At 65.1% G+C, this 14,269-nt stretch carries 18 protein-coding genes; 9 read left to right on the forward strand and 9 right to left on the reverse strand.

What is annotated here, in order from left to right; all coding sequences use genetic code 11:
* Nucleotides 1-8: 8 nt before the first annotated feature.
* Nucleotides 9-770, forward strand: a complete 762-nt coding sequence (locus CH273_RS16660) for a class I SAM-dependent methyltransferase (RefSeq protein ID WP_052049936.1) — start codon at nucleotides 9-11, stop codon at nucleotides 768-770.
* Here CH273_RS16660 and lppU read toward each other — a convergent pair.
* Nucleotides 767-1,366, reverse strand: coding sequence for an LppU family putative lipoprotein (gene lppU, locus CH273_RS16665; RefSeq protein WP_032397320.1), 600 nt, complete (start codon nucleotides 1,364-1,366; stop codon nucleotides 767-769). The two genes, CH273_RS16660 and lppU, sit on opposite strands and share 4 nt — an antisense overlap.
* A 118-nt stretch (nucleotides 1,367-1,484) precedes the next feature.
* On the reverse strand, nucleotides 1,485-2,720 hold the full coding sequence (locus CH273_RS16670; protein WP_032397319.1) for a molybdopterin-dependent oxidoreductase: 1,236 nt from the start codon (nucleotides 2,718-2,720) through the stop codon (nucleotides 1,485-1,487).
* 171 nt (nucleotides 2,721-2,891) lie between these two features.
* Here CH273_RS16670 and CH273_RS16675 point away from each other — a divergent pair, with 171 nt between their 5' ends.
* The 3 genes from CH273_RS16675 to CH273_RS16685 are packed head-to-tail and all read left to right on the forward strand — an operon-like array spanning nucleotide 2,892 to nucleotide 6,532.
* Nucleotides 2,892-4,175 (forward strand): HNH endonuclease signature motif containing protein, encoded by a 1,284-nt coding sequence (locus CH273_RS16675; RefSeq protein ID WP_179275494.1) that lies wholly within the window; start codon nucleotides 2,892-2,894, stop codon nucleotides 4,173-4,175.
* Nucleotides 4,176-4,235: 60 nt separating this feature from the next.
* Nucleotides 4,236-5,534: a lipase family protein gene (locus CH273_RS16680; RefSeq protein ID WP_032396882.1), complete on the forward strand. Its 1,299-nt coding sequence runs from the start codon at nucleotides 4,236-4,238 to the stop codon at nucleotides 5,532-5,534.
* Nucleotides 5,535-5,548: 14 nt separating this feature from the next.
* Entirely contained in the window at nucleotides 5,549-6,532 is a 984-nt protein-coding gene (locus CH273_RS16685; RefSeq protein ID WP_052049932.1) for an endonuclease/exonuclease/phosphatase family protein, read from the forward strand.
* Here the strand turns inward: CH273_RS16685 and CH273_RS16690 are convergent.
* Genes CH273_RS16690 through CH273_RS16720 form a run of 7 tightly spaced genes read right to left on the reverse strand, consistent with a single transcriptional unit; the run spans nucleotide 6,525 to nucleotide 9,259 of the window.
* The gene (locus CH273_RS16690) at nucleotides 6,525-7,103 is read right to left on the reverse strand and encodes a hypothetical protein (protein WP_052049929.1); all 579 of its coding nucleotides are present in this window, start codon (nucleotides 7,101-7,103) and stop codon (nucleotides 6,525-6,527) included. The two genes, CH273_RS16685 and CH273_RS16690, sit on opposite strands and share 8 nt — an antisense overlap.
* The gene (locus tag CH273_RS16695; RefSeq protein ID WP_032396881.1) at nucleotides 7,100-7,642 is read right to left on the reverse strand and encodes a DUF6286 domain-containing protein; all 543 of its coding nucleotides are present in this window, start codon (nucleotides 7,640-7,642) and stop codon (nucleotides 7,100-7,102) included. Before CH273_RS16695 ends, CH273_RS16690 begins: the two co-directional genes overlap by 4 nt.
* Nucleotides 7,639-8,007: an Asp23/Gls24 family envelope stress response protein gene (locus tag CH273_RS16700; protein WP_158462582.1), complete on the reverse strand. Its 369-nt coding sequence runs from the start codon at nucleotides 8,005-8,007 to the stop codon at nucleotides 7,639-7,641. Before CH273_RS16700 ends, CH273_RS16695 begins: the two co-directional genes overlap by 4 nt.
* The gene (locus tag CH273_RS16705; protein ID WP_032397316.1) at nucleotides 8,000-8,179 is read right to left on the reverse strand and encodes a hypothetical protein; all 180 of its coding nucleotides are present in this window, start codon (nucleotides 8,177-8,179) and stop codon (nucleotides 8,000-8,002) included. Before CH273_RS16705 ends, CH273_RS16700 begins: the two co-directional genes overlap by 8 nt.
* A gap of 15 nt (nucleotides 8,180-8,194) precedes the next feature.
* The gene (locus CH273_RS16710; protein WP_032396879.1) at nucleotides 8,195-8,479 is read right to left on the reverse strand and encodes a hypothetical protein; all 285 of its coding nucleotides are present in this window, start codon (nucleotides 8,477-8,479) and stop codon (nucleotides 8,195-8,197) included.
* A 4-nt stretch (nucleotides 8,480-8,483) separates the two neighbouring features.
* Nucleotides 8,484-8,759 (reverse strand): Asp23/Gls24 family envelope stress response protein, encoded by a 276-nt coding sequence (locus tag CH273_RS16715; RefSeq protein ID WP_032397315.1) that lies wholly within the window; start codon nucleotides 8,757-8,759, stop codon nucleotides 8,484-8,486.
* An 11-nt stretch (nucleotides 8,760-8,770) separates the two neighbouring features.
* Nucleotides 8,771-9,259 carry an Asp23/Gls24 family envelope stress response protein gene (locus CH273_RS16720; RefSeq protein WP_032396878.1) on the reverse strand — a complete coding sequence of 163 codons (489 nt, stop codon included), beginning with the start codon at nucleotides 9,257-9,259 and terminating at the stop codon, nucleotides 8,771-8,773.
* Between the two features lie 171 nt (nucleotides 9,260-9,430).
* Here CH273_RS16720 and CH273_RS16725 point away from each other — a divergent pair, with 171 nt between their 5' ends.
* From CH273_RS16725 to kdpB, 5 genes are read left to right on the forward strand one after another with little or no spacing between them, the layout of a single operon-like run.
* Complete coding sequence (locus CH273_RS16725) at nucleotides 9,431-9,988, forward strand: RNA polymerase sigma factor (RefSeq protein WP_032396877.1); 558 nt, start codon at nucleotides 9,431-9,433, stop codon at nucleotides 9,986-9,988.
* Nucleotides 9,973-10,431, forward strand: a complete 459-nt coding sequence (locus CH273_RS16730; RefSeq protein ID WP_032396876.1) for a hypothetical protein — start codon at nucleotides 9,973-9,975, stop codon at nucleotides 10,429-10,431. The genes CH273_RS16725 and CH273_RS16730 overlap by 16 nt, the downstream gene beginning before the upstream one ends.
* A gap of 60 nt (nucleotides 10,432-10,491) precedes the next feature.
* Entirely contained in the window at nucleotides 10,492-10,605 is a 114-nt protein-coding gene (locus tag CH273_RS16735; protein ID WP_230596946.1) for a potassium-transporting ATPase subunit F, read from the forward strand.
* A gap of 1 nt (nucleotide 10,606) precedes the next feature.
* Complete coding sequence (gene kdpA, locus CH273_RS16740) at nucleotides 10,607-12,259, forward strand: potassium-transporting ATPase subunit KdpA (protein ID WP_032396875.1); 1,653 nt, start codon at nucleotides 10,607-10,609, stop codon at nucleotides 12,257-12,259.
* Entirely contained in the window at nucleotides 12,256-14,268 is a 2,013-nt protein-coding gene (kdpB, locus tag CH273_RS16745) for a potassium-transporting ATPase subunit KdpB (RefSeq protein ID WP_032396874.1), read from the forward strand. The genes kdpA and kdpB overlap by 4 nt, the downstream gene beginning before the upstream one ends.
* Nucleotide 14,269 lies beyond the last annotated feature (1 nt).

Here is a 14,269-nt window from a genome sequence, read left to right on the forward strand (position 1 = left end):
TCGATGCGGTGACCGACGGACAGCAGTCATCGCGTGCATTGAGCTTCGGCAAGGTTGCCGAGAACTACGACCGGGCCCGTCCCGGCTACCCGGCCGAGCTGTACGCGGACATCGCGGCGGGCGACGGGATGCGAGTGCTCGAGGCGGGGGCAGGTACCGGTAAAGCCACTGTTGCGTTGGCTGAACTCGGCGCGTCCGTTGTTGCGGTGGAACCGGATTCGGCTATGGCAGAGCTGGTTCGGCGGCGTACCGAGAACCTCGACGTCGAAGTGCAGGTGTCGCGGTTCGAGGATTGTGCAGCCCCGGCGGCGGCGTTCGATGTGGTCGTTGCCGCCCAATCCTGGCATTGGGTGAACCACGAGCAAGGAGCTGCAGTGGCGGCCCGCGCATTGGTCCCCGGCGGTTCCCTTCGGTTGTGGTGGAACATGCCGGGCGACCTCGATGGCCCGGCATGGGAAGCGGTCAGGGCGGCCTACGACGCAACCGAGCCCGAAGTGGCGCACCTGTTGGTGCGTTCTCTCGGTACGCAACCGGAGTCCAACGTGCCGCGCGCTGCCGGCTTCGGTCCGTGGACGACCTCGACGTACGAGTGGGTCCAGCGCTACTCCGCAGACGAGTTCTGCGCCATGGCCGCCACGTATTCGAGCCATCTCGCTCTGGACGACCGGTGCCGCGGCGAGGTCCTGGGCGCAGTGCACGCGGCCATCGCCCGCCACGGCTACGTGGACTACCGCTACGTCACGCAGATGGTGACGGCGCAGCTCGACTAGGAGATCGTCGTGGTGCAGACGACGAATTGCCTGGCGTCGTAGGCGAATCCGCCCTCGGGGCATTCGTTGGGATCGGCGGTACCGGTCTTGATTTCGGTGACCTGTTCGACGTCGGTGGCGTCGGGGTCGCTGCAGTCGACCCGTGAGGGCTCGTCCATACCCACGGTGGGCACGCTCATGCAGCCGCCGACCACCCAGTCGACGTCGAGGCACAGTGCGCCCTGTTCCACACCGTCGAGCGTCTCGTAGTAGGTCTGATTGACGTCTGTGGGGCACTGCTCGTTCTGCTCGGCCTTGGCGATCACCTTGTAGTTCGATTCCATGCTGCCGCATTCGGCGTTGTCGATGGTGGCGGCCGTCATCGTCCCGCCGAGTTGGACGCACTGACCGATCTCGACATCGATGTCGGTGGAGCCGCCGGCGTCGATGCCCTCTTGGCCCGAGACGCCGTCGGTGGTGCTGGTAGCGGCGGACGTCGAGGCGGCTGTGGTGTCGGCAGCGACGGCGTTGCCGGCTTCGGACGATGAACAGCCTGCGGCGAACAGCAGCGTGAGAGCTGCACTTGCGACGAGGAGGCTTCTGGACAAAGCAAGCATGATGTCATGACCTTCGGAACTCATCCAGGCGAGGGAGTGACCCTCGTCGGCGGCCCCACGGGCCGCCGATCACCGATTCTTTACCATCGACGGAGGTTTGAACAGCCACAGCTGGAAGTCACGAACGGAACACGATGCGAGCAACCCACTTGGTGTTGTGGACACCCGGAAGGGCAGGAACGATCACTCGCGCGGGGAATCCGTGATCGAGCGAGAGATCGACACCGTTGACTTTCAAGGCCAGCAACGAATTCGGGTGCGCCGCTTGATTTCCCTGCAACACCGCACGAGTGAAGGCTCCGTTCTGCTCCAGCGAGCTCACCTCTGCCGATCGCGGTGCGGGTACGCCCGCCAGCGCAGCGAGTTCGGCCAATGGGACACCGGTCCACGTCTGCGTGGTGGACCATCCTTCGACGCACGCGATCGGCAGTTCGGCAGTGCGCTGCGGCATCGACAGCAGCCTGCCGCGGGACAGCACGATCGGGACGGCGTCCTCGGCCGCGCTGCTGATCGTCAGTTGCCAGTCGGGCCCGGTCTGCGCCTCGGTGATCCCGGCTGCTTCGGCCGTTCGGTTGATCTGAAAGTCGTTGGGGCCGTCGCCGTACGAGCGTCCGCGGGGCAGCAGGATCGCGGCCTTGCGCAGTACTCCGCCGACCGTCTGTCCTACTGTCAACACGGCAACGAAACCCATTCCGGCAGCGACCAATCCGATGGCACCGCGTCGACCCATGGTCGCCGGTCGGTCGTCGTTCTTCTGCTCGTCCGGAGCTTCGTTCCTGGCGCGCAGTACGTCCATCAACGACTCCGACCTCAGGGTCCTCCACATCAGCGGGACCTTGAGCGCGAGGTGTACGAGGAATCCGGAGATGAACACCCAGGCACCGAAGTAGTGAGCGGCGTAGAAGTCGAAACCGAACACGTAGTCGTACTGAATGTTGAGAACACCCGTCACGATCTCGAACAGCAGGCCCCCGACCAGTGCCAGCAGCGACAGTCGTTCGAGCGCATGTGCCGGCGATCGCACCGGTGGTAGTTCGAAGAGCTTGGGCATCACCGACCACAGTTTGGCGATGACGAGCGGCACGATGATCAGGCCGAGTCCGACGTGCAGACCCTGCGTGAGCTGGTAGAGCCATGCCGGATTCGTCGGCCAGTCGAAGAACGGCAAGCGCAGCCACCCGACGGCACCCGGCCTGGCCTGGCCGAACTGTGGACCGTAGGCGCTGTACGAGAGCAATCCCGTCACGATGACTATGGGCAGCGCGACGAGCAGAACTGCGCCGAACAGCGACGTCAACCACGTGCCGCGCAGCGGACTGGGAAAGCGCGCGAGAGACTTGCGTGCTTCGGCCATGTAGGGCATTCGCTGCCCAGAGGGTGCCGGATGTGTCGCGGCCGACTCCCGTGCCCGGCGCATCGCCTCGTGACAACGTCCCCGCGGGGACGCGTCGGGCATCGTGGGAGGGTTTCTGTCGGTGCCTCGTCGTACATTTCTCGAACATGTATTCGATGAATGGGGGCGTTCATGATCGACATGGCCGACGCGGGATCCGAGGCGGGGCGGATCGAGACGAAGGAAATCGAGACCGAAATCTGCGCTCTGGCAGGTCGGATCGCGGCGGCGTCGGCGCAGTATCTGATTCTGGTGGGCGAGTTCGATGCGCGACGCGGATGGGCGGGTTGGGAAGTGCGGTCCTGTGCGCACTGGTTGTCGTGGCGTGCGGGGGTCGATCTGCACACCGCTCGTGAGCAGGTGCGCGTGGCCAAGGCCATGCGAGAGCTGCCGCTGATCACCTCGGCGTATCGGAGCGGCACCATCTCGTACTCGAAGGTGCGCGCGATGACTCGCGTTGCGACGGCCGAGAACGAGGCGTCGTTGCTGCAGAAGGCGCTCGACGCCCCGGCTGCGCACATCGAACGCCTCTGCCGTGGTCTGAAGAAGGCGATGCGTCCGACCAAGGGAAACGGCGTCGACCTCGACCCGTGCGCCGGGCGGTGGCGCTGGGACGAGGACGACGGCTCGCTCGTGCTGACGGCCCGCTTTCGGCCCGAGGACGGCAAGCGGTTTCTCGCTGCATTGACCAGGGCGGACTACGAGCGCACCAGGACCGACGGCGAATCCGAGGGTGACCGGGCGGCCCCGGCACCGCCCAACCCGGTGCCGGCGATGATTGCCATGGCCGAGATGGTCTGCGCTGCGATGGATTCACCGGTCGTCTCTCCTGCTGCCGAGGTGCTGGTGCACATCGGTGGGGTCGACGAAGCAGGGTCCGACCACGCTCATTTCGACGACGGGCCAGGCCTCGACGACGAGACCCTCGCTCAGGTGCTGTGTTCCGCGGTCATGCGGACCGTCGGCCACGGCCGGCTGGGTAGAACTGTGCGGTGGAGTTCGACGGCGAAAGTCCCGAGCCGAACCCAATTGCGTCAGTTGATCATTCGGGATCGATGCTGCACGGTACCCGGGTGCGGCCGCACCCGATTTCTGCATGCTCACCACGTCACCTATCGCTCACGGGGAGGTGCGACGTCACTCGACAACCTGGTCCTGCTGTGCGGCGAACACCACCGAGCGTTGCACGACGGATATTTCTTCATCGAAGCCCTCGGCGATCAACGCTTCTCGTTTCGCCATCCCTCGGGAACCGAGATCATCCACGCTCCCGCGATGTCGGGAGACGCCGACGAAATCAGGCGACAGTACGGCGGTATCGCATCCGACGCCATCGTTCCGGACTGGGGTGGCGAAGGCCTCGATCTCAGCTACGCGACCGATGTCCTGATCACCAATTGGCAGCGGGCTGCATGAAACGGCGTCGTCGAGGGCAAGTTAGTGTGACGACGAGACTCGGACAAGAAGCGGTGGGACATGAGCGTCGACAGATCATTGGGGGACGAACAGCCCTGGCCGGTGGAACGAGCACCGAGCTGCAGTGACGCGACCAGGCCCGAGGACGATCCCTTCTATGCAGCGCCCGAGGGATACGAGGCAGCTCCACCCGGGACGATTCTGAAGGTGCGGCCGGTCGAGGTCGCGATGTTCGGTCGCGTACGCCAGCGAATCGACGCGTGGCAGCTGCTCTATCGCACCGCTGATCTCGGCGGTTTTCCCCAGGCCAGCGTCACGACGGTGTTGCGTCCGCGCAACGCCGAACCGGTTCTGCTGTCGTATCAGTGTGCGATCGACGGCGTCGCGTCCTCGTGTTTCCCGTCGTACGCGCTTCGGCGTGGTTCCCGGGCGTTAGGTGCAGTTCCGCAGTTCGAGTTCCTGCTTGTACTTCATGCCTTGCGCCGTGGGTGGACCATCTCGATCCCGGATCACGAGGGTCCCGACGGACATTGGGGTTCGCCGCAGGAACCCGGGTTCTGCACGCTCGACGCCGTTCGCGCGGCGTTGTCGTTCGAGCCGCTCGACCTGCATTCGAGTACGCCGGTTGCGCTGTGGGGCTACTCGGGCGGCGGACTCGCGACGTCCTGGGCGGCGGAGATGGCGCCGGAGTACGCGCCTGAGATCGAGGTGGTCGGTGCCGCTCTCGGCTCGCCCGTCGGAGATCCGGGGTCGGCGTTCACCCGGCTCAATGCGACGCTGCACGCAGCGTTGCCGACGCTGGTGGTGGCGGGCCTACGGCGCACCTACCCCGAGCTCGATCGGGTGATTCGCGAGCACGTCAACGAGGACGGAATGCGCATTCTCGATTCCGTCGAGTCGATGACGACCGTGCGTGCGGTGAGCAAACTGGCTCGACACGACCTGGACCACTACATCGACGTTCCGCTGGCCGATCTGTTGGCGCTGCCCGAGATCGTGCAGGTGTTCCTGGATATCCAGCCGGGACGAACGGCTCCGACGGCTCCGTTGCTGGTCGTCCAGTCGGTGCACGATCAGATCATCGCCGTCGACGACGTGGACGGGCAGGTGGATCGGTACCTCGAGGCCGGTGCGCACGTGACCTATCTACGGGATCGGCTGAGCGAACACCTGTCGCTGCACCCGCTCAGTGCGCCACTGACGCTGGATTGGCTGGCCGATCGATTCGCCGGACTTCCGGTCGAGGAACCGTCGACGCGTACGGTGTGGTCCACGGCGTTCTCGTTCTCGGCGGTGCGTGGATTGTTGTCGCTGACCTGGACGACCATCACAGCGTTGGCCATCGGCATCCGGGCGTAGCTACCCTCGGTTCGATGCAACGAACCTGGATACGAATTCTCACCGGAACGATCGCCATTCTGGGCATCGTGACCGGGCTCGTCGCACTGGGCGTCTACTACACCGACACCCGGGTCAACGTCCTGATCGCGCTGGCGTCGTTCGTTCCATTGATGTTCATCGCTGTCGTGGTCGTTGCCCTGGTGGCGCTGATCGGTCGGCGCTGGGTCCTGGCGGGAGTTTCTGCGCTGGTGCTTGCTGCAGGCGCATTCGCCTATGCACCGCTCTACGTGGCGGACGCGGCACCCGAGGACGCGACGGGCAGCGAGGGCGTGCGGCTGCGTGTGATGCAGGCGAACCTGATGATCGGGCTGGCCGATCCGACTGTCGTGGTCGGTCAGGCCCGCGATCACTCCGTCGACGTCGTCACGATCCAGGAACTGACCGATGCGTCGGTGGTCGGCCTCCGCGACGCCGGCATGGAGGAGCTCTTCCCTTACAGCTACCTCCAGCCGTACGTGACAGGCGGCGGCGGAGCCGGAATCTACAGCCGTTACCCGATCTCGGGCAACCGTGAACTCGACGGATACGGTCCGGTGAATCTGGCCACCGAGGTCGAGGTCCCCGGTTCCGAGCCGGTCACGCTGCTGGCGGTGCATCCCGGGCCCGCCTACGTCACCCCGGCCGACATCTGGACCGCCGAATTGGACACGCTCCGAGACGATCTGGCGGCGGCGTCGGTCACTGGGCCGGTGATCGTCAGCGGCGACTTCAACACGACGTATTCGCACAAGAAGTTCCGCAACCTACTCGATGCCGGATATTCCGACGCTGCAGCGCAATTGGGGAAGGGGCTGATTCCCACGTACCCCACCGACAAGGGAACACCCGCCGTCGTCGGGATCGACCACATTCTCACCAACACCGGTCGTGCTCGTTCTCTGGAACGAATCGATCTCCCCGGATCGGACCACCATGGGTTGATCGGGGAGATCGAGCTCTCCGCAGGCGTCAGCTGACGCGAACGACATGCTTCCGAGACTTGCCGCACTGCAGCAGGATTCGGACGGCCGCCGGTGTTCCGTCGAGGGACGTCACGATGTCGTTGCGCGTCTGCGCCGCTGCGCCTGCCACCTTGTCGAGGGACGTCACCGCGGGGTCGAGCGTCGCGGTGATCTCGACGACTCTCTGACCGCGATCGGACACCGAACGGCCGGTCGCCGATACGACGCCCTCGTGAGCGGCCAAGGATTTCGCGGCGCTCCGGGCAGCGGTTCCCAGGTCGACGCTGAGTCGGCCGTCGACATCTGCATCCGCTGACGACGCGAAGGCGACGGTGCCGACCGAACGTCGCGGCAGGTGCGCGAGGAGCCACCACAGACCGAGCAGCACGAGGACGATGGCGGCTGCTGCGAGAGCCCAGGGCCACCAGCCTGCGTCGACGGCAGTGTCGACGAAGGCCGCGTCGAGACGTTCGCGACCGGGAAACCTTCCTTGCTCCCAGGCAATTGCTCCGCCGCCGAGGGCGATCAGGGCGAGGCCGACGACGGCGGTGCTGGTTCGGTCGACCGAAGCGGTTGCGCGTTTCACGATGCTTGTCCTGTCGTTCGCACTCGGGTGCGGACCTTGGGAGCCGACGCGAGTGGGCGGAGGGCGTCGTCCACGGAGGTGACGACCGAGGACTTCAGCTCCGCGGTGTCCGTGCCGGCGACGGTGGCCACCGCGACGGTGACCTTCTTGTTGCCGGCCTTGGCGGTTGCGGAATCGACGCCGACGCTGTCGAGTGCGGCGGTGCGGGCAACAGTTGCGACGTCGCCCTTGCGGAGCCAGACGTCCTGCTCGGAGAGGGCTCGGTGGGTGCGTCGCCGAGGACGCAGTGCAGCGATGACGAGAACGAACCCGACCACGACTGCCGCGATTCCTCCCGGCAGCATCCACGGCTGCGCGGTGAGTCCGTCCAGGCTCGTGGCGGCGGGGCCGACCCACTGGGGGCCGTCGATGGCACCCAGGTTCAGCAGCGCCTCGCGGCCGAGGACCACGCCGGCACCGATGAGGACGAGCGCGAACAGGATTGCGGGTACGGCTGCGGTGGGATTGGCTACCGGCTTCTTGCTTGCCTTCTCGCTCATTGCACTCTCCCTTCTTCACGGGTGGTCTCGGCGGGTACGCATTGGACGGTGACATCGACTCGGTCGACGGTGTAGATGCCCAGTTCGGACAGGTCTCGTGCGACTGCGGCGCGAACGTCAGCGGCTACCTTCGCCAGCGGCGAGGGCCAGGTGACCGCTACCGCGACCTGAGCGCGAACGCGGGAGCCGCTGATCGTCACGTCGGCCTTGGGTAGGTCACGCCCACCCAGGACCCGCAGTCCGGGCTGGGGTCCGGCGACCGCGTCGGTGCTGCGGGCAGCGAGGACGGCGAGTCGCTCGACGGCCTTGTGCTTGATCTCCAGAGAGCCGCGCTCACCGGGGTCTACAGCAGCTGTTTCAGTCACGACCGCGACCACGCATGATCGAGTTCAGGTCCAGTTCGCCGTCGACGTAGCGGCCGACGAAGAATCCGAGGCCGCCGAGCACGATGGCGATGAGGAAGCCGGTGAAACCGCCGGCCGCTGCGGCGATGGCCAGCAGAAGTCCCACGAACAAACCGATGGTTGCAGTGGTCATGGTGTTGATCTCCACTCAGAGTTCGAAGTAGTTGCGCCTGGTGACGCGTTTGCGGATCCGAGCGATCCGCTTGGGCAGAGTGCGTAGCGGGGACGGAATCGGCGAGGCGCGGAATGCCGTCGGCGCGCTCGCCGCATTGGTCGGAGTCGAGGGAAGTACGGCGAAGCGTCTGTCGACCTCGGCGAGTTCGGCCATGTAGCGAGCCGGATCTCCACCGAGATCCGGGTGGTGTTCGCGCGCCACAGCGCGCCGAGCCGCCTTGTAGGCGGCGGCTCGGTCGTGCGCTGCATGCTCGTTCACCTGGTCAGACTCGCACAATGTCCTCGACGGTGACGTGCACGGGCCCGTCGACCATCGCTGCCACTGTGCTGCGCACGGCGTCGGCGGTTTCGCGTACCGCAACCCCGAACTCGAGAGTGACGTGAACCTCGGTGCCTTCGTCGCCGATCCGGATGCCGGCGATGCGTCGTCCGGGAAGGTAGGTAGCTGCCTCGCCGAACATGCCGCCGTGCAGCCCGACGACACCGTCGACCGCCAGTACGGCGTCGGCGATGTCCTCGGACCTGTCACGCTCCGTCATGTGCGGATCGGTCACTGCACTCGGGTGGAGGGAGCCTCGGTGGTCTCCTCGTCGTCCGAGCCGTCGTCGAGGTAGATGTCGTGAACGACGATGTTGACCTCGGTGACCTCGAGACCGGTCATACGCTCGACGGCGTTGATGACGTTGCGACGAATGCCCGCTGCGAGGTCTGCGATGGAGACGCCGTAGTCGGCGACGATGTCGATGTCGACTGCGGCCTGACGCTCGCCGACCTCCACCGAGACGCCCTGCGACTGGTTGACGCGGGCACCGGGGATGCGCTCGCGCAGGGCACCGATCGCGCGGCTCGCTCCGCCGCCGACGGCGTGGACGCCCTGGACCTCACGGGTGGCGATACCGGCGATCTTGGAGACGACGGTGTCGGCAATGGTGGTGCGGCCCTGCGAGCTGACGAGCACGGAGTCCGACTTGGTGGTGATGTCGGTCTTTCCCTCGCCTGCTGCGGATACGGTTGCCTTGGTGTCCGTCGTGGAGCTCATGAATGCCTCTCTTCGTTGGATGTCGTGCAGAGTGTGTGACAGGAGTTGGTCGTAGCTCGGTGGTCGAAACGCACGTCCGAATAAAGTGATCTACGTCATAGATTACGTCCGCTGGTAAACCGGTATCGAAGACATGCGTGATCGATGACCGCTACGTGAACTGGGGGCCCGATGGAGTGGGTTGATGCATCGGACCGCGTACTCGTCGGCGCAGCCGCGCTCGGCGAGACGGATGCGTTCGAGGAGATCGTCCGGCGCTACGGTCCGGAGATGTTTCGGTACGCGCGAAACATGCTGTCCGATCAGGGTGCGGCCGAGGAGGTGGTGCAGGACGCGTTCGTCGCAGCGTGGAAGGGGCTGGACAACTTTCGAGGCGACTCGGCTCTGCGAACATGGTTGTTCTCGTTGGTGTCGCACAAAGTGATCGATCATCGACGACGTCGCAGCGTTCCTCCCGCAGAAGATTGGGTATTCGAGCGAAAGAGCACCGGGGCGGGCAGTGATCCCGAGGCGGATGTCGAGGCCGACAGCTTCATGGCCGAACTCGGAGTCGCACTGGCCGAACTGCCCTACCGCCAGCGAGCCTGCTGGCTGCTCCGCGAGGTCGAGGGCCTGACTCACCCGGAGATCGGCGCGATCATGACGTTGTCCGCAGGAGCGGTACGTGGTCAGTTGACCAGAGCACGAGCAACATTGAGCGAAAGGTTGGCAACATGGCGAACCCAGTAGAGCCGGATTCGGTTCTCGCGCGTGCTGCCACCGAACTTCGGGACGCACCTCAGGAACCGAATTGGGTGGATATCAGCGCATCCATCATCTCGAAGGTCCGTAATACGACCAGGCGTACGTGGCCCGTCGACAGCGCCTTTCCTGCCGGCTCCGGCGCCGATCCGAAGGACTCGCTGCAGGTCAGCGACCACATCGTCAAGACCACGCTCCGTCGTGCTCTGGCGGACGTTCACGGTGCGCAGCCGATCGAGATCGACCTCCATCTCGACGACCACGCCTGCATCGGTCTGTTCGTCGCGGTGATCGGGGTGTACGGCGACGACCTGCAGGCTGCGGGAGACGAGCTGGCGACCATCGCGATCGATGTCGTCTCGGATCTTCTCGGCGTCACTCTCGATCGCGATGTGGTGGAGATACGCGTCGACGACATCGAGGAGCGGTAGGCGTAAATATTGCGTCATAGCCGCTGGTTGCGGTCGTAAGAAAGCGTAAGGAAACCGGCTGTGGCCGGTAGCGGGATCCAGGATCGAGCAATGACCGAATTGCTCTGTCTCACGGTGGCCGCGTTCGTCGCGGTGTACCTGTTCGTCGCTCTCCTCGATCCGGAGAGGTTCTGACGTGGTTGGGTTCTTCCAAATCTGCGCTGTGATCGTCGTCCTGGCCGTGGCGTACGTGCCGCTCGGCGACTACATGGCCCGGGTGTTCGACTCGTCCCACGACACGCGTGTCGAGCGCCTGCTCTATCGGGTGGCCCGGGTGAATTCGTCCTCGGAACAGACGTGGGTCGGCTACTCCACCAGCCTGCTCGGGTTTTCGTTCGCCGGCGTCGTGTTCCTGTTCGTACTCCAGCGGATCCAAGGCGTGTTGCCGCTGAACGGGGGCCTGTCGGGGGTCAGCCCGGCGATGGCCTTCAACACCGCGGCGTCGTTCGTCACCAACACCAACTGGCAGTCGTACGTCCCCGAGACCACGCTGTCGAACCTGACGCAGCCGCTGGGCCTTGCGGTGCAGAACTTCGTCTCCGCCGCAGTCGGTCTCGCCGTCGCGATCGCCGTCATCCGCGGCTTCGTGCGTGTGTCCACAGGCGGTGAACTCGGCAACTTCTGGGTCGATCTCACCCGCGGAACGCTGCGCATTCTGCTGCCGCTCTCGCTGCTGGTGGCCGTCATCCTACTGACGCAGGGCACCATCATGTCCTTCTCCACCGGCTTCACCTCGACCGGCCTGGACGGACAGACGGTCACCAATGCGCTTGCGCCCGTTGCCTCCCAGGAGGCGATCAAGGAAATCGGCACCAATGGCGGCGGCATTCTCGCGGCCAACTCCGCGCATCCCTTCGAGAACCCGACCCCGCTGACCAACATCGTGCAGATCATCTCTCTGCTGTTGATCCCGGTTGCACTCACCCGCACCTTCGGCACCATGATCGGCAACCGCAAGCAGGGTCTGACGTTGCTTGCGGTGATGGCAACACTGTGGGGAGTCCTGCTGGCGGTCACCCTCTATGCCGAGTCCGGTACTCGGGGAGTCGCAGCAACGGCTGCAGGCGCGATGATGGAAGGCAAGGAAGTACGCTTCGGCATTCCGGCCTCGGCCTTGTTCGCCGTCTCCACCACCGGAACATCCACCGGCGCAGTCAATTCCGCGCACGACAGCATGTCCGCGCTCGGTGGCGGTGCCGTGCTGCTGAACATGCTGTTCGGCGAGATCGCGCCCGGCGGTGTCGGCACCGGTCTGTACGGGTTGCTCGTGCTCGCGGTCATCGCCGTCTTCGTCGGTGGTCTCCTCGTCGGTCGGACCCCGGAATTCCTCGGCAAGAAACTGGGCCGACGCGCCATCACGATGGCAGCGTTGTCGGTACTGGTGATGCCGATCCTCGTGCTCGTCGGCACGTCCATCACCGTGATTCTCGAATCCACCACGAGTTATCAGGGCAATCCCGGCATCCACGGGTTCACCGAGGTGCTCTACGCGTATGCGTCGGCGTCCAACAACAACGGCAGCGCCTTCGGTGGACTGACGGTCACCAGCGACTGGTTCCAGATCTCCCTCGGCATCGCCATGCTGCTCGGCCGCTTCCTGCCGATCGTCTTCGTACTGGCGCTGGCCGGCTCACTGGCGACGACCAAACGCAGCGCACCGAACGCAGGAACCCTCCCCACCGACGGTCCGCTGTTCGGCAGCTTGCTGATCGGTACCGCGATCCTCGTCGCCGCCCTCACCTTCTTCCCCGCACTTGCTCTCGGACCCATAGCAGAGGCCATGCAATGAACCTGTCACTGAGAACGGCCGTACCCGGAGCGTTCCGCAAACTCGATCCACGACACTTGGCCCGCAACCCGGTCATGTTCGTCGTGTTCCTCGGCTCCATCGTCACCACCGTCCTCTCGATCGCCGAACCGTCGGTGTTCGCGTGGTTCGTCACCGGGTGGTTGTGGTTCACCGTGCTCTTCGCCAACCTCGCCGAGTCCGTCGCCGAAGGGCGCGGCAAGGCTCAGGCAGCAAGCTTACGTAAAGTGAAGCAAGACACCGTTGCTCGACGACGCACTCCCTCCGGTGCCGAATTCGTCGTCACCGAGGTGGCCGGCGCGGAACTGAATGTCGGCGACGAGGTGATCGTCTCGGCAGGCGAGGTCATCCCCGGTGACGGTGACGTCATCGAGGGCATCGCCACCGTCGACGAATCCGCGATCACCGGCGAGTCGGCACCCGTGGTCCGCGAGTCCGGCGGCGATCGATCCGCAGTCACCGGCGGCACCATTGTGCTCTCCGACGAGATCGTCGTGAAAATCACTGCAGCCCAGGGTGAGACGTTCGTGGATCGGATGATCGCGCTCGTCGAGGGCGCGGCTCGGCAGAAGACGCCGAACGAGATCGCTCTGAACATCCTGCTCGCCTCGCTGACGATCGTGTTCCTCTTCGCGGTGGTGGCCATCGGTCCGATGTCCGATTACGCAGGGCAGCAGCAGGATCCCATCCAGCTGATCGCGCTGTTGGTCTGCCTGATTCCGACGACCATCGGGGCACTGCTCTCGGCCATCGGCATCGCGGGAATGGACCGGTTGGTGCAACGCAACGTACTGGCGATGTCCGGCCGTGCCGTGGAAGCGGCAGGTGACATCGACACGTTGCTGATGGACAAGACCGGAACCATCACCTTCGGTAATCGGCGCGCGACCGGACTGCACCCGGCTACGGGCATCGATGCCGTCGAGCTGGCGCGCGCCGCCCGGTTGTCGTCGTTGGCCGACGGTACCCCCGAGGGGCGCAGCATCGTCGAACTGGTCGAGCGTGACTTCGAATCCGTAACGACAGAAAGCGAATCCGAGCGCGGCGAGTTCGTGGCCTTCACCGCGCAGACCCGGATGAGCGGTCTGGATCTACCGGGCATGGAGATCCGCAAGGGTGCAGCAGATTCGGTCTACGGCTGGATTCGTGAGGGCGGCGGCACAGCGGACCTCGACGCCACCGTGCACGACATCGCCCAGAACGGCGGTACCCCGCTGGTGGTTGCCGTCCGCGAAACCGGTTCTGCTGCCCGCGCTCTCGGCGTCGTCGAACTCTCCGATGTGGTCAAGCCGGGCATCGCCGAGCGGTTCGCTCAACTGCGCGCCATGGGAATTCGGACGGTGATGGTCACCGGCGACAATCCACTCACCGCCAAGGCCATTGCCGCCGAGGCAGGCGTCGACGACTACCTGGCCGAGGCGACCCCCGAGGACAAGCTCACGCTCATCCGGCAGGAGCAGGAGGGCGGCAGGCTGGTCGCGATGACCGGCGACGGTACCAACGACGCCCCGGCTCTGGCGCAGGCCGACGTTGGTGTCGCGATGAACACCGGCACCTCTGCGGCCAAGGAAGCCGGCAACATGGTCGACCTCGATTCCGACCCGACCAAACTGATCGAGATCGTCGAGATCGGCAAGCAGCTCCTCATCACCCGTGGCGCGCTGACGACGTTCTCACTCGCCAACGATCTGGCGAAGTACTTCGCGATTCTGCCGGCGATGTTCTCCACCGTCTATCCGCAGCTGGGTGGACTGAACATCATGCATCTGGCGACGCCGGAATCGGCGATCCTGTCGGCGGTGATCTTCAATGCGCTGGTGATCGTTGCACTGATTCCGTTGGCGCTCAAAGGTGTTCGGTACACCCCGGCCTCGGCGGCAGCACTGCTGCGCCGAAATCTGTTGGTGTACGGCGTCGGCGGCGTCATCAGCCCCTTCGTCGGGATCTGGCTCATCGATCTACTCGTTCGACACATTCCAGGGATAGGCTGAC

It is taken from the genome of Rhodococcus sp. 05-339-2, assembly GCF_002258965.1.
In the GTDB taxonomy this organism is placed as follows: domain Bacteria; phylum Actinomycetota; class Actinomycetes; order Mycobacteriales; family Mycobacteriaceae; genus Rhodococcoides.